Source organism: Rathayibacter sp. AY1B7, assembly GCF_002932735.1.
In the GTDB taxonomy this organism is placed as follows: domain Bacteria; phylum Actinomycetota; class Actinomycetes; order Actinomycetales; family Microbacteriaceae; genus Rathayibacter.
Window position 1 is genome coordinate 36377 of sequence record NZ_PSWK01000011.1, and the last position, 21359, is coordinate 57735.

The following is a 21359-nucleotide window of genomic DNA, read 5'->3' on the forward strand; positions in this document are numbered from 1 at the left end:
GGCGATGTCCCCCCGCCGACTCCGCTCCCCCCTTCTCGCCGCCGCCGCCGTCCTGCTGCTCTCGGGCTGCTCGGCCAGCGTCGCCCTCGAGCCCGCCGCCGATGCGACGAGCACCGGCTGCGCGGAGGTCTCGGTGCGCCTGCCCGACGTGGTCGCGGAGCAGCCCGAGCGCGAGACGAACGCTCAGGGCACCGCCGCCTGGGGCACCCCGGCCGCCGTCATCCTCCACTGCGGAGTCGAGGTGCCCGGCCCGACGACGGACCTCTGCGTGAACGTCAGCGGAGTCGACTGGATCATCGACGAGACGCAGAAGGACGAGGACATCTACACGCTGACCACCTACGGTCGCGATCCCGCGGTGGAGATCACCGTCGACCAGAGCCGCGCGTCCGGATCCTCCGCCGCGCTCGACCTGGCGAACGCCGTCTCCTACGTCCCGCAGACGCGCGAGTGCACCGACGTCTCGGACGCCGACACCCTCGATCCGACGGACACGCCCACCGGCTGAGCTTCAGCGTCAGACGCCGAGGGCTCGACTCGCTGCGGTGAGCGCACCATCGGAGGTCGCCCCCAGCTCGCGCGCGCGGGACGCGAACACGGCGGCCGCGGCCTGCAGCTCGCGCTCCAGCGCGTCCACACCTCCCGCGACGACCGTGCCCGCCCGGCCGCGCGTCTCGACCAGGCCCGCCGACTCCAGCTCCCGGTAGGAGCGGGCGACCGTCCCCGCGGCGACGCCCAGCGTCTCGGCCAGCGCGCGCACCGGCGGCAGCCGCGTGCCGACCGGCAGCTCGCCCGCGGCGATCAGAGCGGTGATCTGCTCACGGATCTGCTCGAAGGGCGCCGCGGCCGCGCCCGCCTCGACGCGGAGCGCGAGCGCCGACGTCATCGGGCGGCGACCGGGACGCGGTCGAGCGCCGAGTCGAGCAGCTCGCTGATCAGGTCCGGGTAGTCCACGCCGCTCGCGCCCCACATGCGCGGGAACATCGAGACCGGCGTGAAGCCGGGCATGGTGTTGATCTCGTTGACGACGAAGCCGTCGGCGGTGAGGAAGAAGTCGACCCGGGCGAGGCCCTCGGCTCCGATCGCGTCGAAGGCGCGGATCGCGAGGGACCGCATCTCGGAGAGCTCGCCGTCGGTGAGATCGGCCGGGCAGACCAGCTCGATGCCGGACGCCCCGAGGTACTTCGCCTCGAAGTCGTAGAAGCCGCGGCCGGTGACGACCACCTCGCCGGCGACGGAGGCGCGGGCCGGAGCACCGCGGCGGCCGCCGAGCACGCCGATCTCTACCTCGCGGCCGACGATGCCCGACTCGATCAGCACCCGCGAGTCGTGCGCGAACGCCTCCTCCAGCGCGGCCTCGAGCTGCTCGCGCTCGTCGATCCGGCTGACGCCCACGCTCGAGCCGGCCCGCGCCGGCTTCACGAACGCGGGCAGGCCCAGCTCGTCGAGGGCCGAGGAGGCGTCGCCCGGGTCGGCGCGCCACTCCGCCTCGGTCACGAGGTACCAGGGCGCCACCGCGAGGCCCGCGGCCCGCAGCACCGTCTTGGTGAAGTGCTTGTCCATGCCGAGCGCCGACGCGAGCACGCCCGAGCCGACGTAGGGCAGCCCGACGAGCTCGAGCATCCCCTGGACGGTGCCGTCCTCGCCCCACGGGCCGTGCAGGATCGGCAGCACCACGTCGACCTCGCCGAGCGAGCGCGTCGCGCCGTCCTCGGTCGTCACGGTGAGCTCACGCGAGAGGGCCGACTCCGGCCAGCGCACACGGGAGCCGTCGTCCTCGACGCGGGGCAGCGACGCGGCATCGAGAGCGAACTTCTCAGGACGGTCCTCCTCGAGCACGAAGGCGCCGTCGGAGGTGATCCCGACGGGGATCACCTCGAAGCGGTCACGGTCGATCGCCCGCAGCACCCCGGCCGCCGTTGCGCAGCTGATCGAGTGCTCGCTGGAGCGCCCCCCGAACAGAACGGCCACGCGGAGCTTGCTGGTCATCGAGGTTCCTCTCACCCTGTGGCTCGTCCGAATCCGTGGTCAGGTGCGGCGCGATGTCCTTCGGATCGAGCGTACCGGCGAGCACCTGCGACACCTGCTCGACGATGGGCATGTCGACTCCCCTGGCGCGCGCCAGCTCGAGGACCGGCGCGACGGAGGCGAGCCCCTCCGCCGTCTGCTGCATCGACTTCACCACGTCGGTGAAGCTGTAGCCCTGGCCGAGCAGGCGCCCGGCCGTGTTGTTGCGCGAGAGGGACGAGCTCGACGTCGCGATGAGGTCGCCGAGCCCAGCGAGTCCGGCCATCGTCTCGGCCCGTCCGCCGTACGCGACCGCGAAGTCGGTCATCTCGGCGAGACCGCGCGTGATGATCGATGCCTTCGTGTTCTCGCCGTAGCCGACGCCGTCGACGATGCCGATCGCCACGGCGATGAGGTTCTTCAGCACGCCGCCGAACTCGGTGCCGATCACGTCGGTGTTGACGTAGGAGCGGAAGTAGCGGTTGGTCGCCGCGAGAGCCACCTCCTGCGCGGTGACGAGGCTCTCGGAGGCGATGACCGCCGCGGTCGGCTGCTCCTTGGCGATCTCGAGGGCGAGGTTGGGCCCGGAGGCGACGGCGATCCGGTCGAGAGAGACCGGCAGCATCTGCGCGATCACCTCGCTCATCCGCTGGCCGGTGCCCTTCTCGACGCCCTTCATCAGGCTCACCAGCACCGTGCGCTCGGTGAGGAACGGCGTGATCGCCTCGAGGTTGCTCCGCAGCGACTGCGACGGGATGGAGAGGTAGACGTGGTCCGCGCCCTCCAGCGCCTCCTCGATGCGCGGCGTGGCCCGGATGTTGCGCGGGAGGTTGATGCCGGGGAGGTAGTCGCTGTTGCGCTTGGCCTCGGTGATCTCGCGGGCCAGCTCGGCGCGGCGCGCCCACATCACGACGTCGGAGCCGCCGTCGGCGAGGATCTTCGCGAACGTGGTGCCCCAGCTGCCGGCGCCGAGGACGGCGACGCGGCGGGGCACGGGGATGGGCGCCTTCCTACTGCTCGGACTCAAAGCGACCCGTGCCCTTCTGGTTGTGCTCGGAGGGGTTCCAGCGCTTCTCGGGCGCCGCCTCGCCGCGCAGCTCCTCGAGCAGGGCGGTGATCGCCGCCATCACGACCGCGGAGGCCTCGTTGAGTGTGGCGGAGTCGAGGCTGCGTCCGCGGAAGGCGGACAGGTCGACGGGGTCGCCGACGATCACGTCGACGCGCTTGCGGCGGAAGAGGGTGATCCGCTTGGAGTAGCGGCCCATCAGCTGCTGCGCGCCCCAGTGCGCGACCGGGACGACAGGCAGGCCGTACTGCAGCGCCATCCGCACCGCTCCCGTCTTGCCGCGCATCGGCCAGAGCTCGGGGTCGCGGGTGAGGGTGCCCTCGGGGTAGATGATGACCGAGCGGCCCTCGTCCACGAGAGCCTTGGCGGTCTTCAGCGGCTCGCTGCCGCGGACCGAGCCCGAGCGCTCGACGGGGATCTGCCCGGAGCCGCGCAGGATCGAGCCGAGCACGGGCACCGAGAACAGCGAGGCCTTGGCGAGGAAGCGCGGTGCGCGGCCGGCGCGCCACAGGGTCCAGCCCGTGATGATCGGGTCGATCTCGCTGTAGTGGTTCGGCGCGAACACGAAGGCTCCGGTGCTCGGGATCTTGTCGCCGTTCCGGATCCGCAGGTCGACCGAGGCGGTCATCACGGGGATCACCGCCGCCGCGAGGAACCAGAAGATGGACGGACGGCTTCGCTCAGACACCCGCCCATCCTCGCATCCCGCATCGGAGGGGCCGCGTCCCCACGCCCGGGAGCAGCGGGGCCCCGCGGTGGGAGGAGCGGCCCGGCCGCCGGGTACGGTACCGGCACGCCCCGTCCGCGTCGCCGCCCGTCGCCGTGGGACGCCGTCGGCCGAGCGCTCGGCCGCCTCGCCGACTCGCCGATCGCGCAGTCCGGCCTGGTGCTCCTGCTCGTGTGGGGAGTCGTGCTGCTCGCCACGCAGGCCGGACGCGACGCGGCCGCGCTCGGCGACGGCCTCCTGCTGACGCTCGCGGTCCTCGTCGGCGGCTCGGCGGCCGTCGCCCTCGTGATCGGCGGGGTCGACGCCCTCTGGCGCGTGGCGGTGGCACCGCTCGCCCACGTCGAGGCGGAGGCGACCGGCGGCGTCGCGGTCCTCGGACGCGGCCGGCTCGGAGCGGGCCTCCGTCGTGTCGAGCCGCGGTTCCCGCTGCCGACGCTGCGGCCCTACGCGGTGGTCGTGCCGCGCCGCCGGGGACTGACCGTCTCCTTCGGCGACTGGGGCGTCGTCGTGCCCTGGGCGCGGATCGCGCGGCTGGAGCGGCGGTGGGTGCTGGTGGGCCTGCGTCCGCGCGAGGCCCTCGAGGTCGTCCTGGCCGGCACGCGGCGCGGACGCCTCACGCTGGTCCTGGTCGAGTCGCCCGGACCGCTGAGCCTCCGGCCCGCGCCGGAGACGACGCTCGCGCTCCTCGAGAAGCGGATCCGGGGACGCCTGGAGGAGGACGCGGAACTGCCCGCGTGGGGCGCGCCCGGGCGCGACAGGACCCCGGGCCGCTGAGGACGGTCGTCCTCAGCGGCACCGGGGTCCCGGTGGGCGGCTACGCGTCGAGCGAGAAGTCGGCGCCCAGCAGCTCGAGCTTGGTGAGGAAGTTCTCGTAGCCGCGGCTGATGATGCCGACGTTCGAGACCGTCGAGGTGCCCTCGGCCGAGAGCGCCGCGATCAGGTGCGAGAAGCCGCCGCGCAGATCCGGCACGACGATGTCGGCGCCGTGCAGCTTCGAGGGTCCCGAGATCACGGCCGAGTGCATGAAGTTGCGCTGCCCGAAGCGGCAGGCCTGCCCGCCGAGGCACTCGCGGTGGATCTGGATGGTCGCGCCCATCTCGACGAGCGCGTCGACGAAGCCGAAGCGCTGCTCGTAGACGGTCTCGTGCACGATCGAGACGCCCTTGGCCTTCGTGAGCGCCACGACCAGCGGCTGCTGCCAGTCGGTCATGAAGCCGGGGTGCACGTCGGTCTCGATGATGACCGGCTTGAGCTCGCCGCCCGGGTGGTAGAAGCGGATGCCGTCCTCGGCGATCTCGAACGCGCCGCCGACCTTGCGGAAGACGTTGAGGAAGGTGGTCATCTCCTGCTGGCGGGCGCCGCCGACGAAGATGTCGCCGTCGGTCGCGAGGGCCGCGGCCGCCCAGGAGGCCGCCTCGTTGCGGTCGAAGAGCGCGCGGTGGGAGTAGCCGGTGAGCCGGTCCACGCCCTCGATGCGGATCACGCGGTCGGTGTCGACCGAGATGATGGCGCCCATCTTCTGCAGGATGTTGATCAGGTCCATGATCTCGGGCTCGATCGCCGCGCCCGAGAGCTCGGTGATGCCGGAGGCGCGCACCGCGGTCAGGAGGACCTGCTCGGTCGCTCCGACGCTCGGGTAGGGCAGCGACACCTTGGCGCCGTGCAGGCCCTCGGGTGCCGACATCCGGATGCCCGAGGGCAGCTTCTCGACGACGGCGCCGAAGTTGCGCAGCACCTCGAGGTGGTAGTCGATCGGGCGGTCGCCGATGCGGCAGCCGCCGAGGTCGGGGATGAACGCCTCGCCCAGGCGGTGCAGCAGCGGGCCGCAGAAGAGGATCGGGATGCGGCTGGAGCCGGCGTGCGCGTCGATGTCGGCGAAGTGCGCGGACTCGACGTTGGAGGGGTCGAGGATCAGCTCGCCCACCTCGGCGCCCTGCTTCACCTTGACGCCGTGGACTTCGAGCAGGCCCTTCACGACGCGGACGTCGCTGATGTCGGGCACGTCGCGGAGGGTGGAGGCGGTCTCGCCGAGCAGCGCCGCGACCATCGCCTTGGTGACCAGGTTCTTGGCCCCCTTGAGCTCGATCCGGCCCACCAGCGGTCGCCCGCCGTTGATGGTGATCCGCTCGGTCGTCATTCCCACCCGTGCTCCCGACGCCTTGGCGTCCTGCAGGGCCTTGGCGTCCTGAAGAAGTGTGTTCACGCTATTTCACCGGCAATGTCTTGGGCCGCCAGCTCTCGCGGCGGGTCTCGAATTCGGAAATGAGCGCTTCGTCGCGCAGGGTCAGGCCGATGTCGTCCAGGCCCTCGATCAGGCGCCATCGAGTGTAGTCGTCGATCTCGAAGTCGAAGGTCTCGCCACCGGCGGTGACCGTACGCGCAACCAGATCCACCGTCGGTTCTATTCCCGGGGTGCCCTCGATGATCTCCCACAGCCGCTCGACGTCGGGCTCCGAGACGACGGCCGCGAGCAGTCCCTGCTTGCCGGCGTTGCCCCGGAAGATGTCGCCGAAGCGGGGGGAGATGACGACCCGGAAGCCGAAGTCGCGCAGCGCCCAGACGGCGTGCTCGCGGCTGGAGCCGATGGCGAAGTCGGGGCCGGCGACGAGGATGCCGGCGCCGCGGTAGCGCTCCTGGTTGAGGACGAAGTCCGCGTCCTGCCGCCAGCCGTGGAAGAGCGCGTCCTCGAAGCCGGTCTTCGTGATGCGGCGGAGGTAGATGCCGGGGAGGATCTGGTCGGTGTCGACGTTGGCGCGCTTCAGTGGCGCGGCGAGGGCCGTGACGGTCTCGAACTTCTGCACGGTCAGACTCCTGCTCTCTCGCGGACCGGCTCCAGATCGGAGGGACTGGAGAGGGTGCCGCGCACGGCCGTGGCCGCGGCGACGAGGGGCGAGACGAGGTGGGTCTTCGCCCCCTTGCCCTGACGACCCTCGAAGTTGCGGTTGGACGTGGAGGCCACGCGCTCCCCCAGGACGAGCTGGTCGGTGTTCATCCCGAGGCACATCGAGCAGCCGGCGAAGCGCCACTCCGCGCCGAACGCGGTGACGATCCGGTCGATCCCCTCGGCCTCGGCCTCGAGCCGCACCCGGGCGGAGCCGGGGACGACCATCACGCGGACGCCGGGGGCCTTGGTGCGCCCCTCGACGACGGCAGCGAAGGCCCGCAGGTCCTCGATCCGCGAGTTGGTGCAGGAGCCCATGAAGACCACGTCGACCGGGATCTCCTTCATCGGCGTGCCGGGCTCCAGCGCCATGTACTCCAGCGCTCGCAGAGCGCTGGCGCGCTCGTTCGGATCGTCGAGGACGTCAGGGTCCGGTACCGCCTGCGAGAGCGAGACGCCCTGGCCGGGGTTCGTGCCCCAGGTGACGAACGGCTCGAGCGCGTCGGCGTCGATCACGACCTCGGCGTCGAACACGGCGCCCTCGTCGCTCGGCAGCGTCCGCCAGTAGGCGACCGCGGCGTCCCAGTCCTCGCCCGCCGGAGCGTGCGGGCGGCCGTGCAGGTAGGCGAAGGTCGTCTCGTCCGGCGCGACCATGCCGGCCCGCGCACCCGCCTCGATCGACATGTTGCAGATCGTCATCCGGCCCTCCATCGAGAGCGCGCGGATCGCGGAGCCGCGGTACTCGAGGATGTAGCCCTGGCCGCCGCCGGTGCCGATGCGCGCGATGACCGCGAGGATGATGTCCTTGGCCGTCACCCCCTCCTTCAGCGTGCCCTCGACCGTGATCGCCATCGTCTTGAAGGGTTGCAGCGGCAGCGTCTGCGTCGCCATCACGTGCTCGACCTCGCTCGTGCCGATGCCGAAGGCGATCGCGCCGAACGCGCCGTGCGTGGAGGTGTGCGAGTCGCCGCAGACCACCGTGACGCCGGGCATCGTCAGGCCCAACTGGGGGCCGACGACATGCACGATGCCCTGCTCGACGTCGCCCAGGGAGTGCAGGCGGACGCCGAACTCGCCGGCGTTGCGGCGCAGCGCGTCGATCTGGGTGCGGCTGATCGGATCCTCGATGGGGCGTCCGATCTCGAGGGTCGGCGTGTTGTGGTCCTCGGTGGCGATGGTGAGGTCCGGCCGGCGCAGCGGGCGCCCCGCGGCACGCAGGCCGTCGAACGGCTGCGGGCTGGTCACCTCGTGCAGCAGGTGCAGGTCGATGTAGAGCAGGTCGGGAGCGCCGTTCTCGCCCGCGACGACGACGTGGTCGTCCCAGACCTTCTCGGCGAGGGTGCGCGGCTTCTCGGCTCTCCTGCCGGTCCCTGCTCCACTCGACGCGGGCGCGGCTGTGCCGGGTGTGGTCTCGATCATGACGGTTCCTTCTCCTCCTGGAGTCGCTGCTCGGCCGGGCGAGGCACCGCGACGAGGGAGGCCGTCAGTTCGAGGTCTCGTCGCGGCACGGAAGGAGGTGCGGGCCACTCAGCATGGACCGAGAATAGCACCGCGCTCCCCCGCCTCCCGGGCGGGCGCGGCACGGAGTCGCCCGGCTCAGGCGCGGGCGTCGAGCACGGCGTCGACGACGACGACGGTGACGTTGTCCCGTCCGCCGGCCTCGACCGCCGCACGCACGAGCGCCTGAGCGAGGTCGGCAGGGTCGCCGGAGTCGCGGCGGGCGAACAGGGCGGCGATCCGCTGGTCGGAGAGCTCCTTCGTCAGCCCGTCGGAGCAGAGCAGGTAGCTGGCGCGCGGCACGACGGGCAGCGTCCAGACGTCCGTCTCGACCTCCTCGTCGGCGCCGAGGGCGCGGGTGACGATGTTGCGGTCGGGATGCGACTCCGCCGACTCGGGGGTGAGCAGGCCGGCCGAGACGAGCTCCTGCACGGCGGAGTGGTCCACCGTCAGCTGCTGGAGTTCGGCACCGTCCCAGCGGTAGACGCGGGAGTCCCCGACGTTGAACAGCGCCCAGCGGGCCGGGCCCGCGGGCTCGGGGAGCACGAGCATCAGCCCGGTCAGCGTCGTGCCGCAGAGCGCACCGCCCACGTCGAGCGCGCGCACGGCCGTGTTGGCGCCCTCCACCAGGTCGAACACCGCGTCCACCGGACCCAGGCTCGTCGGCCGGTTCTCGCGCAGCGCCTCGACGGCGGCTGCGCTCGCGAGGTCCCCTCGTGCGTGCCCGCCCATCCCGTCCGCGACTGCCAGGAGCAGCTCGTCGGCGAGGAGGGCGTCCTCGTTGACGCGGCGGACGGCGCCGACGTCGGTGCTGCTGCTGACGGCGAGCCGCAGCGCCCCCTGGGGCAGGTCGACCGTGGTCGTCGTCATCGCGGGATCACTTCTCCTCGGCGGAGGACCGGGCGTCGTCCGCGACGACCTCGGGGTGCCCGTCGTGCAGCTGGATGTGGCGGTGCTCGCGGCGCATCTTCGCCAGGCTCGCCAGCGTCGCCACGGTCATGCTCAGCACGATGACCACGAGCGAGGTGATCGTGTCGATGTCCCACACCGGCACCGGCTCGCCCCCGTTGAGGAAGGGCAGGTCGTTCTCGTGCAGGGCGTGCAGGACGAGCTTCACGCCGATGAAGGCGAGGATGAACGCGATCCCGTACTTGAGGTACTCGAGCTTGTCGATCAGCCCGCCGAGCAGGAAGTAGAGCTGGCGGAGCCCCATCAGCGCGAAGACGTTCGCGGTGAACACGATGAAGGGGCTCTCGGTGATGCCGAAGATCGCCGGGATCGAGTCGAGCGCGAAGAGCAGGTCGGTCGAGCCGATCGCGAGGAACACGATCAGCATCGGCGTGAAGTGGCGCGTGCCGTCGATCGTGGTGCGGATCCTGGAGCCGTCGAACGAGTCCGAGATCTTGACGCGGCGGCGCAGGAGCCGGATGAGCAGGTTGTCGGTGCCCTCGTCCTCGTCCTCCGCGCCGAACGCCTGGTTCCAGGCCGTGTAGACCAGGAACGCGCCGAAGAGGTAGAAGATCCAGCTGAAGCTCTCGATGAGCTGCGCGCCGAGCAGGATGAAGACGCCGCGGAAGACCAGCGCGATGATGATGCCCACCATCAGCACCTCCTGCTGGAGCTTCGCCGGCACCGCGAAGCGGCCCATGATGATGACGAAGACGAACAGGTTGTCGACCGAGAGGCTGTACTCGGTCAGCCAGCCTGCGACGAACTGGCCGGCCAGCTCGCCGCCGCCGAGGATCAGCATCAGCAGCGCGAACACGAGCGCCAGCGACACGTAGAAGCCGACCCACAGCCCCGACTCCTTCAGGCTCGGCACGTGCGGGCGCTTGTAGACCAGCAGCAGGTCGGCGGCGAGGATCAGGCTCAGGACGACGAACGAGCCGATCACGAACCAGACGGGCAGATCGAGCATGGGGGCCTTCCGAGTGGATGAGGGGCCGAAAGTCTCTCCCCGGGGAGCGGACGGCCGTGCCGGTCCGCGTCACCCGTCCCGCCCCGGCGCCGCGCAGGGGCGGTGCGTACTGACGGGAGCGGAAAGGTCGGGATACTCCCCTTCGCGGATGCGATCCTAGCGCCGATCCGGCCGGGCACCGCCGCGGGCGGGAAAGCCGGACCGGGGTGGACACCGGAGCGTTAAACGAGAAGAACCCCCGGGATGACCGGGGGTTCTTCTCGTGTTGCCGTGGTGACCCCAGCGGGATTTGAACCCGCGTTACCGCCGTGAGAGGGCGACGTCCTAGGCCGCTAAACGATGGGGCCGCGTTTTTGCAACTCGAAGAGTGTTGCACACGGATCCGCATCGACGCAAATCGAGCGCCCGGCCCATCCGGTCTCCGCTCGGCCCCGGCCTTGCCCGCCGCCCGCCGAGGCGGTTGGCTCGGGGCATGAGACTGACGAAACTCGAGCACGCCGCCGTCCTGATCGAGGAGGACGGCGCCCGGCTGGTGATCGATCCGGGGTCCTTCACCCGGCCCGTCGAGGGGACGACCGACACCGTCGCCGTGGTGCTCACCCACGAGCACGCCGACCACTGGACCCCGGAGCAGCTGCAGCGCCTGCGCGACGCGGCCCCGTCGCTGCGGATCCTCGGCCCGGCCGGGGTCGCCGCCGCCGCCGAGGGCTTCGACGTCGAGACGGTCGCCGACGGCGATGTCGTGACGGTGGGCCCGTTCGAGCTGCGCTTCTTCGGCTCCCGTCACGCGGTGATCCACCGCAGCATCCCCGTGATCGACAACGTGGGCGTCCTGGTGAACGGCCGGGTCTACTACGCCGGCGACTCGTTCACAGTGCCGGAGGGCGTCGATGTCGAGATCCTCGCTGCTCCCTCGGGAGCACCGTGGATGAAGATCGCCGAGGCGATGGACTACGTGCTCGAGCTCGCCCCGCGGCACGCCTTCGCGACCCACGAGCAGGTGCTCTCGGAGGCGGGGCGCTCGCTCGGCCACGACCGGCTCGGCTGGGCGGTGCGCGAGGGCGGCGGCGAGTACCACGCCCTCGAGCCGGGCGACGTGCTGGAGCTCTGACGGCGGGACTCGCCCGCGATCACTCGTACCATCCGGGCGCCCGCTCCTCGTGCCGTGGCTCACCGGACCGGCGGAGCCGCCGTCGCCCGAGCGCGAGAAGCAGCAGGGAGAGGCCCAGAGCGAGGATGCTCGGCGGGACGGCGACGAGGAGCGCCGGGCCCGGAGCGACCGCCTGCAGGACACTGCTCGCGCTCGGCTGCCCGTCGGCCACGCCGACCACGAGCGCTATCGACGGCGACACGACGATTAGGGCTGCCAGCCACGCTGGAACCAGGACGAGGGCCGGAGCGAGCGACGGTGTCGACGTCGATCGCCGAAGTGCCAGCGCCGCACACGGGAGGACGAAGACGAGCGCTCCAGGAAGGAGCCCGACCGCCGCGAGGAAGAGGAGGAGGGAGGCGAAGCCGGGTTCCACGAGCGCTCCGAGTCCCGCCAGCGCCGCCGTCACGCCGACCGGGAGGAGGGAGACGGCTGCGGCCCACCCGAGAACGCGCAGCGCGCGGGGCTCCGCGCCATCGGAGACGTCGATCACGAGGTCCTCGAGGGGGCCGGCGAGCGTCGGCCGCCGGTGAAGCGAGGGGTCGACGACCCCTCACGGCCTGCTGGAGTCCTGGCGGTGCAACGACGACGGCCGGGCCGGGGGCGCGCCCCGGCCCGGCCGTCGATCCGATCCCTCACCGGATCAGTAGTACTCGCCCTGGCGGTAGTCCCAGGAGTTGAACTGCTCGGCGAGGTTCAGCATGATGCGCTCGTAGTCGAGCCCGCGGCGGATGAGCACGGGACCCGGGGTGATCGAGCGCTCGCCGCCCTGCACCGGGATGAGGGCGCCCGAGGCGTCCACCATCGAGACCATGACGCCCTGCTCGTGGCGGGAGTCCTCGTCCTTGTCCGGCTGGATCGAGGAGACGTAGGAGTCGGCCGAGACGATGACGTCGGCCTCGTTCTCGATCCGCTCGCCGATGTTCGCGACGCGGCCGCGGTTGCCCACGCCCGAGGGGTTGGCCGAGCTGGCGAAGGTGAGGGTGCGGTCGCGCTCCCACATGGTGGCGACCAGCTGCTCGGCCGGGCGGCCGAAGCGGATGACGAAGCAGCTGGTGCCCCGTCCGTCGCGGACCAGCTCGCGGGCGTCCTCGTCGATCAGGTCGACGGCCTCGGCCTTCCACGGGAGGATGCAGCCGAGCAGGACGTCCTGGTCCCAGTGCTTCTGGTAGAAGGCGAGGACCTCCTCGTTGAGCTCGGCGAGCTCGGTGAGCTGCTCGATGCTGGAGCAGAGCACGACGCCCGGCTTGTTGCGGTTGCGCTGCTTGGCCGAGAACTTGCGCTCGAGGCCCGCTCCGTCGGTCGTCATCAGGATGTAGCCGACCTTGGTCGCGCAGACGACCAGTCCACCGGGGGCGTAGAGCGCGTCCACCGCTTCCGCAGGAGCCTGCTCACGCCATTCGATCACCGTCGTGCTGGTCATTCTTTCCCTTTCGTGGTGTCCAGAGACGCCATGGGCGGGGCCCCGGCCGAGCGGAAGCCTAGCGGATCGCCTCCCGTCGTCCGCGGCGGTGATGCCGCGAACGGACGCGCACCGGGCTCCGGATCGACTCCGGTGCCCGGTGCGCGCCCGTCCGCGCCGCGCGCGCCGACGGGACGGCTCAGGCGAGGGCCGTGAGCGAGCCTCGCGCGAGCGTGTTGACGGTCAGATGGAAGCCGACCAGCGAGGCCGGAGTCGACTCGTCGACCGGCAGCGTCGGCACTCCGAGCGCGTGCACCGTGAAGAGGTAGCGGTGCGGGCGGTCACCGGGCGGCGGGGCCGCACCGGCGTAGGCGAGCGACCCGAGGTCGTTGAGCGCCGGGCGCCCCACTTCCGTCGAGCCGGCGGCCAGCTCGGTGACCTCCTTCGGGATGTCGACCAGGACCCAGTGGTGGATGCCGCCGAGGGTCGGCGCATCGGGGTCGAACACGGTCACGGCGTACGACTGCGTGCCCTCGGGGCCGGCGCTCCAGCGCAGGGACGGGCTGGTGTCGCCGCTCCCCTGGGCCTCGGCGAGCCGCTCGCCGTCGGTCACGTCGTCGCTGGACACCTCCAGGGGCGCCGTCGCGGGCAGGAAGTCGAGCGGGTGCGGGGGCGTGCTCCTGGTCAGATCGGTCATGTCGTTCTCCTTCTCTCTCAGTCGGTGACTCGGCCGCGGACGCCGTCGAGCCAGTAGTCGGAGTGGCGGTCCGCGGTCGCCGCGTCGCGGAACGAGTACGTCTTCAGCAGCCAGCGGAAGCGGGTCTTGTCGCGGTCCTGGACGTCGACGAGCTGACGGCTGTGCAGGCCGTCCTGGTTCGCGATGATCAGCAGGTCCGCGTCGCGGATCCGGTGGTACTGCTCGCTGACCTTCGAGAGCGCATCGCGGAACTGCCAGAGCGCCCACAGGTGCGGCAGGTCGTCCGGGTCGGCCGGCACCGTCCGGGTGTCGTAGTAGCGGAAGCTGTGCTCGTTCTCGAGCAGAGCGTGCTGGTCCGACACGATCTGGTTCTTGTTCTGGGCGCGCGAGAGCTCGTCGAACGGGGTGATGTAGACCGCCTCGCGCAGGAGCGCCTGGTTCTCGGGTGAGATGAAGCGCAGGATCTCGCGGCCGTCGACGTACTTCGTGTAGACGAGGTCGGTCTCGGGCGTGCGCAGTCCCAGGAGCGAGATGAAGTCGGCGCGCACCGGGTGCGCGGTCCGCTCGTTGTGCCAGTACAGCTCGCCGTCGGTCTTCTGCGTCTGGGTGTTCGAGAAGCGGTTGTCGGCGTAGACGTCCTGGAAGAAGTCGCCGTTGTTGCGGGTGGCGTACGCGAGCAGCGGCGAGCCGAGGTACTGCGACTGCAGCTCGAGCAGGCCCTCGCCGACGAACGTCAGCTTCTTGCGGTACTTGTCCTCGAGCGCGTCGTCCTGGTCGAGCCAGGGGATCTCGTCGTCGACCGGGTTGTTCGAGATCAGGTGCGCGTAGGTGATCTTCTCGTCGCGCTCGCGCCGGATGCGGGCGAGCGCGTCGACGAAGCCCTGCGGGACGTCGCCGCTGTCGATCAGCGCGGCGATCGCGTCGCGGAAGCGGTCGTAGTCCTTGTAGGGGTCGATGGCGACCGCCAGCAGCGACTGCTGGAGGGTCGATCTGTCGGAATCGGAGAACGTGTAGATGGGCTGCATTGCTTCACTCCTTGCACGTGGATGAGGGATGCCGCCGGCGGGCTCGTCCCGGACTTCCTCTGTCACTCCGCTTCCGCGGTGACGGCCCTCCTCTCCTGTCGTCGCATCGAGACGGCCCCGATCGTCTGCGCGAGGACCGCGAGGACGACGAGGACGATGAGGGTCGGCGCGGTCCCTCCCGTGAGGGGGACGAGTATCCCGGCGCCGACGAGCAGGACGGCCTGGAGGATCCCCTGGTTGCGCTCCAGTCCGCGCATCACCGCGACCCGGGCGCCGTCCTCGAGCCCGTTCATCGCCGGCGCCAGGGCGATCATCGTCGCGGGCCGCACGAAGCCGCCCGCGATCCCGAGCAGGGCCAGGCCGGCGATCGCGGCGCCGAGCACCCCGAGGGTGGTCAGGGCGAGGCCCAGCACCTGGGTGAGCGCCGTCAGCCGGAAGACCAGGGGCGTGCCGGCGATGAGCGGCGAGAGCCGGGCGGCGGCCAGGCCGGCGAGCGTGTAGAGGCCGAGCACCAGGCCGAACGCGGGCAGCGTCAGACGCAGCTCCTGGAACAGCAGCAGCGGGATCACGAAGGTGTAAGCGGCGAGCAGGACGGCGCGGTTCACGGAGTAGTAGAGGGACCAGAAGCGCACCGCGGCGGGCAGGACGGCCGGCCGCACGGCGCGCGCCGCCACTCCCGAGGCGGCGCTCGCGCCGAGCGGCAGGCGGGCAAGGAGCACCACGGCCAGCGCGGCGCACGACACGAGCGCGCTGAGGAGGAACGGCAGCCGGTCCCAGAGCGCGAGCGAGGCGGCCCCGAGCACTCCCGCGCCGAAGGAGGCGAGGAACATTCCGCTCTGCACCCGCGTCTCCTGGCGGCGAGCATCGGCTCCGGCGCGCAGCGAGGAGGCCAGCGCGGCGTCCCGCCCGGCCGTCAGCGAGAAGCCGCAGCCGGCGAGCAGCTGGCTGATCACGACGGCGACCGGATCCGCGTCCAGCACGATCACGACGAGGCCCAGTGCCTTCACGCCCTCGCCGACGACGAGCGCGCCCGCCGAGGACAGGCGGCGTGTGAGCGGCGAGAGCGGGCCGTCGGCGAGCGCCGCCACCACTCCGTAGAGCGCCAGCAGCAGCGCCACGGCCAGGATCGGGTAGCCCCGCGCCAGCAGGAACACCGCGACCACGGGCAGGTGGAAGTAGGCGCGCGAGACGATCCGGTAGACCGTGATCAGCCCGGCGGCGCTGCGGCCGCGCGGGGCGTCCCCGCGCCCGAGGTCAGACAAGGGAGGGCACGACGACGCGCAGTGCGTCGGCGCCCACGTCGCCCTGACGGACGATCGACGCGCCGCCCACGAGGGAGACGATCGTGCTGCTCATCGTGGAGTCGGGGGCGGTGGTGCTGCGGATCAGGTAGTCGCTGTCGCCGCCGAGGTGCTCCGCGGCGAGGTCGAAGTCGACGAGTCCGGTCGACACCGTGCCGCTGATGTTGGCGGAGGTGGCCGCGAGCGGCAGGCCCGCGAATATCGAGAGCAGGTTGATCGGGGCGCTGAGGTTGTGCACGACCGACACCGTGTCCTGGCCCGAGGTGACCCAGTCCGGGACGACGGGCTTGCGGCGCAGGATGACGTTCAGCGGCCCCGGCCAGAACGCTGCGACGAGCGCGTCCATGTCGGCCGTCTCCGGGGCGAAGGCCCAGGTCGCCCAGTCGCGGGGCGCGGAGACGAAGAGGGTGAGCGGCTTCGCGCCGTCCCGCTTCTTCATGTCGTAGAGGCGGAAGCAGGCGCTGCGCGAGAAGGGGCTGGCGAACACGCCGTAGTTCGTGTCGGTCTGCGCGATGACGGTCGCGCCCTCGCGGAGCTCCTGCCCGACGCGCCGGAGCTCGTCGAGATCGGTCGCGTCGATGATCTGTGCCGTCATGGGTCGTGCTCCTGCTGCGCTCGGGCGCGTCCGGGCGGGGCCGGATCGCGTCGCTGTCGTGTGGCCCGCTGACGGCGGCGCCCCACGGAGGGCGCCTGGCGGGTCGGACGGCGGAGGCCGTCCGGATGCGGGTGACCACGGAGGAGAGATGCGGCTGCGTCCTCCCCCCGAGGACGTCTGCCCGGTGAAAGTAGCACGGTGCGCATCCGGCCCCGTGTTCGCGACGCTGCATGACGAAAGAAGTCGTCGACGTCGGGGAGCAGGGTCGGGGATCGGTACGTTCCGCTGACGCGCCGCATCTCCGCGGCGTTCTCCCGGCTCCGCGGATCCGCGCGATCGTCCGTCTGGCGGCGCACCACGGCCGGGGCTGGACGGCTCGCGGCGACCCGGTCTCCGGGCCCTCCCGCTCCTCGACAGAAGGACCGCCCATGACCGACTACTGGCCCGTGCTCCTCATCCTGCTCACGATCGTGGCCGTCGTGGTCCTGATCGTCGTGCTGAAGGTCGAGCCGGTGATCGCCCTCCTCGTCTCGGCCCTCGGGCTCGGCCTCGTCTCGGGGCAGGGCGGCGAGGGGACGGTGACCGCGATGACGTCCGGATTCGGCGCGGTCCTCGGCGACATCGGCCTGCTGATCGCGCTCGGCCTGCTGCTCGGATCGCTCCTGGAGGCGCTGGGCGTGGCCCCGCTGCTCGCCCGCTGGCTCGTGAAGCGCTTCGGTCGGCGCGCGCTCCCGGTCGCCTACGCGCTGACCCTGGGCGTCGCCTTCCCCTCGATCTACTCCGACGTGCTGGTCGTGATGAGCGCACCGCTGACTCGTCTGGCCTCGCGGGGGCTCGGTGCCGGTGGCTACGGGCTGCTGGCCGGCTCCTCCATCGTCGGGATGATCGTGGGCGTGGTCTTCGTCGTCCCCGGAGCCGCCGCGCTGGCCACGGCAGGCATCGCGGGCGCTCCCCTGCCGTCGATGGTCGCCATCGGCGCCCCGCTGGGCATCGTCACCATCGTGCTGACCGTGCTGGTGTACAGCGCCCTGGTGAAGCGCGGCGGCTGGCGGGACGAGCGCGACCTCGAGGGCGGGGCGGTCCCGGGGGCCGCTCTCGAGCCCGAGGCGGGCGCGGCCACGGGAGGCACGGCGCTCGCGACGCGGCGGGTGCCGCTCGCGCTGGCCGTCGCTCCGATCGCCCTCACCATCGTGCTGATCGCCGCGAACTCGCTCACCCAGCTGGCCGAGCTCGACGTCCCCCTCCTGCGGTTCCTCGGCGACGCGCACATCGCGCTGCTGGCCGGCTTGGTGCTGGCCTACGCGACGGCACTGCGGACTCTCCCGAAGGGCGCCGTGGCCACGGCACTGGGCGGAGCACTGACCCGCAGCGGCCCGATCGTCGTCCTGACCGGGGTCAGCGGCAGCCTCGCCGCCGTGGTCGGCGGAACCGGGGTCGGCGACGCGCTCGCCGGTGCCTTCGACGGGCGGGCCCTCTCGCCGATCCTGCTCACCTGGGTCGTCGCGGCCGTGCTGCACGCGGCGATCGGCTCGGTCTCGACGGCCGCGATCACCGCGGTCGGCATCGTCGCCCCGCTGATCCCCGTGCTCGACGTGAACCCGGCGCTGATCGCCCTGGCCGCCGGCTCCGGCGCGCTCTTCCTCGGGATGGTCAACGCCAACGCGTTCTGGCTCTTCAAGTCCGTGCTCGGCCTCACCGTGCGGGGCACGTTCACCGCCTACTCGCTGACGCTCTCGATCGCCTCGGTGATCTCGCTGCTGGCGCTGCTGGTGGCGGGAACGTTCGTCTGAGCGTCGGCCGGCCCCCACGAGGCCACGCTCGCGAGGTCGGCGCCGAACTCGACCCGGAGGCGCACGGGCGCGCCCCCGCGCAGCACGCCCGGCAGCCAGAGGCGGGCGTCATCCCACATCCGCTCGAACGGCACCTCCTCGACCGGGACGAAGGCGGCGGCGAGCTCGCTCGACTCGGTGACCTCGCCGGTGACGCGGCGGCAGAGGAAGACGTGCGAGCGCTGGCTCCAGGCCGGCCGGTGCGGGAAGGAGTAGTCGAGCACGCCGCGCGGCTCCAGATCGGCCGCTCGGGCGACGAGCCCGGCCTCCTCCTGCAGTTCGCGGACGGCGGCGGCGACGGGCGACTCGCCGGGCTCGAGCTTGCCGCCGGGAGCGACCACGCGCCCCTCGCCGAGGCCGCGGCGCTTCCGGCCGAGCAGCACCTCCGCGCCCCGCGGGCCCTCGCGGAGGACGTAGACGACGCACACCTCGGGCAGTCCCACCGCGCACCTCCGCTCGCCGGGGCCGGGAGCCCGGCACCGCCGTCGTAGGCTAGCCCGGTGACGACGACCGCGCTCGAGCGCTTCCAAGCCCTGCTGCGCGTCGAGACGGTGTCCCACTCGGACGAGACGGCCACCGATTGGAGCCGCTTCGAGGCGTTCCGCACGCTCGTCGCCGAGCTCTACCCGGCACTGCACGCGGCCCTGGACTTCGAGACAGTCGCCGGCCACTCCCTCCTCTGGCGCTGGCGCGGTGAGGAGCCGGGCGAGCCGGCCGTGCTGATGGCCCACTACGACGTGGTCAGCGTGACGGCGGCGGAGTGGTCGCACGACCCGTTCGCGGCCGAGACGGTCGTCGCCGCGGACGGCCGCGCCTCCGTCGTGGCGCGCGGCGCCCTCGACGACAAGGGCTCCCTCGTCGCCCTCCTCGAGGCGGTCGAGGCGGCCGTCCTACGGGGCGAGCGGCCCCGGCACGACGTGTACCTCCTCTCCACGCACAACGAGGAGGCGGCGGGCGACGGCGCCCCCTCGGTCGTCGCCCTGCTCGGCGCGCGCGGGGTCCGCCCGCGCCTCGTGCTCGACGAGGGCGGGAACGTGCGGCGCGGCATCCTGCCCGGCGTCACCACCCCGATCGCCGTGATCGGCGTCACCGAGCGCGGGATCATGAACCTCGAGCTGACCTGCCGCGACGTCGGCGGCCACGCCTCCGCTCCGCCGCCCCCGCCCGGGCTCCTCGCCACCCAGCGGCTCGCGAGGGCGATCCACCGCCTGACCGAGAACCCGTTCCCCTCGACCCTCCCGGAGCCGATCGCCCAGCTGGTGCGCGCGGCGGCCGACCACGCGGACGCGGCCCACGCCGTCTGGTACGCCCGCCCGCACGAGCACCCGGACGCCGTCGTCGGCGCGCTCGCCGCCCACTCCAACCGCTCGGCCGCGATGCTGCGGACGACGGTCGCGATCACCGAGCTGCGCGGCAGCACCGGGGCGAACGTCCTCGCCTCCAGCGCCAGCGCCACCGCGAACGTGCGGATCAACCCGGGCGGCACCGTGGCGGGCGTGGTCGAGCGCATCCGCGCCGTCATCGACGACCCGGAGGTCGAGGTCGAGGTGAAGGTCGCCCACGAGCCCTCCCCCGTCTCCCCCACGGGCGAGCCCGGCGACGGCGGGCCGTACGACCTGCTCCGCGCGGTCGTCAAGGAGTCGTTCCCGGACGCGGTCGTCGCCCCCTACGTGCAGACCGGCGGCAGCGACGCCCGGCACTTCCACGCCATCAGCGACCACGTCTACCGCTTCATCCCGTTCGAGATCAGCCCGCGGCAGCAGCTCGGGATCCACGGGGTCGACGAGTCGGTCGAGGCCGACCAGTTCGAGCGCGCCATCGAGTTCTACGCGCGGCTGCTCGCCCGGCTCTGATCGCGGCGGTCCTCCGGGGTCCGGGAGGACCGCGCAGCGACCGGCAACCTGGGAGAACCGTTCGATGACGCGCCGACCGGTGTTGGCCCGGAGTTCACCCCGCGATGATGGACTGATCGCAGCGGGGTCGCCTCCGCTGGAGCAGTGCGCAAGTGCCGACGCCGGGTCGCGTGATCCGGCTCCCGCCGATCGTGGAACCCGAGGATCATGTCCCTCCGCCAGGCCGAGTACCCCCGGCCCAACCACTTCATCCTTCACCTGAGCGACACCCACTTCATCGCCGGAGACGGCGGCCTGTACGGCTCCGACGTCGACAGCGAGGCCCAGCTGCGGCTCCTGTTCGACGAGCTGGAGGCGTCCGGCGGACGTCCGGAGGCCATCGTCATCACGGGTGATCTCGCCGACAAGGGCGAGCCGGAGGCGTACGCGAAGCTGCGCGCCGTCGTCGAGCCCGCGGCCGCACGCCTCGGCGCCGAGGTGATCTGGGTGATGGGCAACCACGACGACCGCGGCGCGTTCCGCTCGGGGCTGCTCGACCAGCTCCCGACCACGCAGCCGATCGACCGCGTGCACGACGTCAACGGGCTCCGGATCATCGCGCTGGACTCCACCGTGCCCGGCGCCCACTACGGGGAGATCTCGGACGCGCAGCTCGACTGGCTGGCGGAGGAGCTCTCCAGCCCGGCCCCGCACGGCACGATCCTCGCGCTGCACCACCCGCCGGTGCCGAGCGTGCTCGACCTGTCGGTCCTCGTGGAGCTGCGCGACCAGCCCGCCCTCGCGGAGGTGCTCGAGGGCTCCGACGTCCGCAGCATCATCGCGGGCCACCTGCACTACTCGTCGACGGGGGTGTTCGCCGGCATCCCGGTCTCGGTCGCGTCGGCCACCTGCTACACCCAGGACCTCAACGTGCCGGTGGGAGCGACCCGCGCCCGCAACGGCGCCCAGGCGTTCAACCTGATCCACGTCTACGACGGCACGGTGCTGCACTCGGTGGTGCCGATCGGCGCCTCGACCGAGGTGTCCTACGTCTCGGCGAACGAGACGCAGCGGATCCTCGCGGACCACGGCGTCGAGATCGCCGCGGCGACGGCGGCCCCCGTCGCCCGGGACGAGGAGCTCTACCCGCCGCTCGTGGAGCGGGTGGGCGTCAGCGCGTAGCGACGCGACGGGGCGTCGGGGTCGCCCCGACGCGTCCGGGCGCCGCGTCGACCGCGTCCTCGGACACGGCCGGCGGTATCAGCGCCCGCCGGCGCGGTCCCGCGCGAACAGCCATCCGGCGAACGCCAGCGCCGCGGCCAGCGCGACGCCCACGCCGACGCCCGCTCCCACTCCGATGCCCGGGAACACGAGCGAGCTCGCCAGGCCGAGAAGCAGCCCGGCCACCGCTCCCCCGACGGCCCAGCCCACG

23 protein-coding genes and 1 tRNA gene are annotated in these 21359 nt (G+C 72.1%); 6 read left to right on the top strand and 18 right to left on the bottom strand.

The window, feature by feature from the left end:
* The first annotated feature begins 4 nt into the window (after positions 1-4).
* Entirely contained in the window at positions 5-508 is a 504-nt protein-coding gene (locus C5C95_RS07975) for a DUF3515 family protein (protein ID WP_104223096.1), read from the top strand.
* Positions 509-517: 9 nt separating this feature from the next.
* Here the strand turns inward: C5C95_RS07975 and C5C95_RS07980 are convergent, their stop codons facing one another.
* The 4 genes from C5C95_RS07980 to C5C95_RS07995 are packed head-to-tail and all read right to left on the bottom strand — an operon-like array spanning position 518 to position 3761.
* A complete protein-coding gene (locus C5C95_RS07980; RefSeq protein ID WP_104223095.1) occupies positions 518-886 on the bottom strand; it encodes a GntR family transcriptional regulator in 369 nt (122 codons plus the stop codon).
* A complete protein-coding gene (locus C5C95_RS07985; protein ID WP_104223094.1) occupies positions 883-1989 on the bottom strand; it encodes a D-alanine--D-alanine ligase family protein in 1107 nt (368 codons plus the stop codon). Before C5C95_RS07985 ends, C5C95_RS07980 begins: the two co-directional genes overlap by 4 nt.
* Positions 1886-3001 (bottom strand): NAD(P)H-dependent glycerol-3-phosphate dehydrogenase, encoded by a 1116-nt coding sequence (locus tag C5C95_RS07990; protein ID WP_181027083.1) that lies wholly within the window; start codon positions 2999-3001, stop codon positions 1886-1888. The genes C5C95_RS07985 and C5C95_RS07990 overlap by 104 nt, the downstream gene beginning before the upstream one ends.
* A gap of 16 nt (positions 3002-3017) precedes the next feature.
* Complete coding sequence (locus C5C95_RS07995; protein ID WP_244229445.1) at positions 3018-3761, bottom strand: 1-acyl-sn-glycerol-3-phosphate acyltransferase; 744 nt, start codon at positions 3759-3761, stop codon at positions 3018-3020.
* 198 nt (positions 3762-3959) lie between these two features.
* Between C5C95_RS07995 and C5C95_RS08000 the strand changes: the two genes are divergently transcribed.
* Positions 3960-4574 carry a hypothetical protein gene (locus tag C5C95_RS08000; RefSeq protein ID WP_104324182.1) on the top strand — a complete coding sequence of 205 codons (615 nt, stop codon included), beginning with the start codon at positions 3960-3962 and terminating at the stop codon, positions 4572-4574.
* A gap of 40 nt (positions 4575-4614) precedes the next feature.
* Here the strand turns inward: C5C95_RS08000 and murA are convergent, their stop codons facing one another.
* The 6 genes from murA to C5C95_RS08030 all read right to left on the bottom strand — a co-directional run bounded on the left by murA (position 4615) and on the right by C5C95_RS08030 (position 10443).
* Positions 4615-5937 (bottom strand): UDP-N-acetylglucosamine 1-carboxyvinyltransferase, encoded by a 1323-nt coding sequence (murA, locus tag C5C95_RS08005; RefSeq protein ID WP_181067970.1) that lies wholly within the window; start codon positions 5935-5937, stop codon positions 4615-4617.
* A gap of 67 nt (positions 5938-6004) precedes the next feature.
* On the bottom strand, positions 6005-6601 hold the full coding sequence (leuD, locus tag C5C95_RS08010) for a 3-isopropylmalate dehydratase small subunit (protein ID WP_104324183.1): 597 nt from the start codon (positions 6599-6601) through the stop codon (positions 6005-6007).
* 2 nt (positions 6602-6603) lie between these two features.
* Complete coding sequence (gene leuC, locus C5C95_RS08015; protein ID WP_104223088.1) at positions 6604-8100, bottom strand: 3-isopropylmalate dehydratase large subunit; 1497 nt, start codon at positions 8098-8100, stop codon at positions 6604-6606.
* 177 nt (positions 8101-8277) lie between these two features.
* Positions 8278-9048 carry a PP2C family serine/threonine-protein phosphatase gene (locus tag C5C95_RS08020; protein WP_104223087.1) on the bottom strand — a complete coding sequence of 257 codons (771 nt, stop codon included), beginning with the start codon at positions 9046-9048 and terminating at the stop codon, positions 8278-8280.
* A gap of 7 nt (positions 9049-9055) precedes the next feature.
* A complete protein-coding gene (locus tag C5C95_RS08025; protein ID WP_104223086.1) occupies positions 9056-10096 on the bottom strand; it encodes a TerC family protein in 1041 nt (346 codons plus the stop codon).
* A 271-nt stretch (positions 10097-10367) separates the two neighbouring features.
* Positions 10368-10443, bottom strand: a tRNA-Glu gene (locus tag C5C95_RS08030).
* 125 nt (positions 10444-10568) lie between these two features.
* Between C5C95_RS08030 and C5C95_RS08035 the strand changes: the two genes are divergently transcribed.
* Positions 10569-11207, top strand: coding sequence for an MBL fold metallo-hydrolase (locus tag C5C95_RS08035; protein ID WP_104225619.1), 639 nt, complete (start codon positions 10569-10571; stop codon positions 11205-11207).
* A 19-nt stretch (positions 11208-11226) separates the two neighbouring features.
* Here C5C95_RS08035 and C5C95_RS08040 read toward each other — a convergent pair whose 3' ends face one another.
* The 6 genes from C5C95_RS08040 to C5C95_RS08065 form a co-directional block, all read right to left on the bottom strand.
* Positions 11227-11739 (bottom strand): hypothetical protein, encoded by a 513-nt coding sequence (locus C5C95_RS08040; RefSeq protein ID WP_104233773.1) that lies wholly within the window; start codon positions 11737-11739, stop codon positions 11227-11229.
* Between the two features lie 150 nt (positions 11740-11889).
* Positions 11890-12669, bottom strand: coding sequence for an L-threonylcarbamoyladenylate synthase (locus C5C95_RS08045; protein ID WP_104223084.1), 780 nt, complete (start codon positions 12667-12669; stop codon positions 11890-11892).
* A gap of 178 nt (positions 12670-12847) precedes the next feature.
* Positions 12848-13345 carry a YbhB/YbcL family Raf kinase inhibitor-like protein gene (locus C5C95_RS08050; RefSeq protein ID WP_104223083.1) on the bottom strand — a complete coding sequence of 166 codons (498 nt, stop codon included), beginning with the start codon at positions 13343-13345 and terminating at the stop codon, positions 12848-12850.
* Between the two features lie 17 nt (positions 13346-13362).
* Positions 13363-14370 (bottom strand): TauD/TfdA family dioxygenase, encoded by a 1008-nt coding sequence (locus C5C95_RS08055; protein ID WP_104223082.1) that lies wholly within the window; start codon positions 14368-14370, stop codon positions 13363-13365.
* A gap of 62 nt (positions 14371-14432) precedes the next feature.
* Complete coding sequence (locus tag C5C95_RS08060; protein WP_104225617.1) at positions 14433-15632, bottom strand: hypothetical protein; 1200 nt, start codon at positions 15630-15632, stop codon at positions 14433-14435.
* On the bottom strand, positions 15625-16266 hold the full coding sequence (locus C5C95_RS08065) for an L-threonylcarbamoyladenylate synthase (RefSeq protein WP_104225616.1): 642 nt from the start codon (positions 16264-16266) through the stop codon (positions 15625-15627). The genes C5C95_RS08060 and C5C95_RS08065 overlap by 8 nt, the downstream gene beginning before the upstream one ends.
* Before the next feature lie 428 nt (positions 16267-16694).
* On the opposite strand from C5C95_RS08065, the gene C5C95_RS08070 reads away from it, so the two are divergent.
* Positions 16695-18056, top strand: a complete 1362-nt coding sequence (locus C5C95_RS08070) for a GntP family permease (RefSeq protein ID WP_181125609.1) — start codon at positions 16695-16697, stop codon at positions 18054-18056.
* Here the strand turns inward: C5C95_RS08070 and C5C95_RS08075 are convergent.
* The gene (locus tag C5C95_RS08075) at positions 17984-18538 is read right to left on the bottom strand and encodes an 8-oxo-dGTP diphosphatase (RefSeq protein WP_181065444.1); all 555 of its coding nucleotides are present in this window, start codon (positions 18536-18538) and stop codon (positions 17984-17986) included. The genes C5C95_RS08070 and C5C95_RS08075 overlap by 73 nt on opposite strands.
* Before the next feature lie 57 nt (positions 18539-18595).
* Here C5C95_RS08075 and C5C95_RS08080 point away from each other — a divergent pair, with 57 nt between their 5' ends.
* Together C5C95_RS08080 and C5C95_RS08085 are read left to right on the top strand one after the other, a co-directional pair.
* On the top strand, positions 18596-19948 hold the full coding sequence (locus C5C95_RS08080; RefSeq protein WP_104324185.1) for a M20/M25/M40 family metallo-hydrolase: 1353 nt from the start codon (positions 18596-18598) through the stop codon (positions 19946-19948).
* A gap of 207 nt (positions 19949-20155) precedes the next feature.
* Positions 20156-21109 carry a phosphodiesterase gene (locus C5C95_RS08085; protein ID WP_104324186.1) on the top strand — a complete coding sequence of 318 codons (954 nt, stop codon included), beginning with the start codon at positions 20156-20158 and terminating at the stop codon, positions 21107-21109.
* A 78-nt stretch (positions 21110-21187) separates the two neighbouring features.
* Here C5C95_RS08085 and C5C95_RS17415 read toward each other — a convergent pair whose 3' ends face one another.
* Positions 21188-21358: a hypothetical protein gene (locus tag C5C95_RS17415; RefSeq protein WP_159939285.1), complete on the bottom strand. Its 171-nt coding sequence runs from the start codon at positions 21356-21358 to the stop codon at positions 21188-21190.
* Between the last annotated feature and the right edge of the window lies 1 nt (position 21359).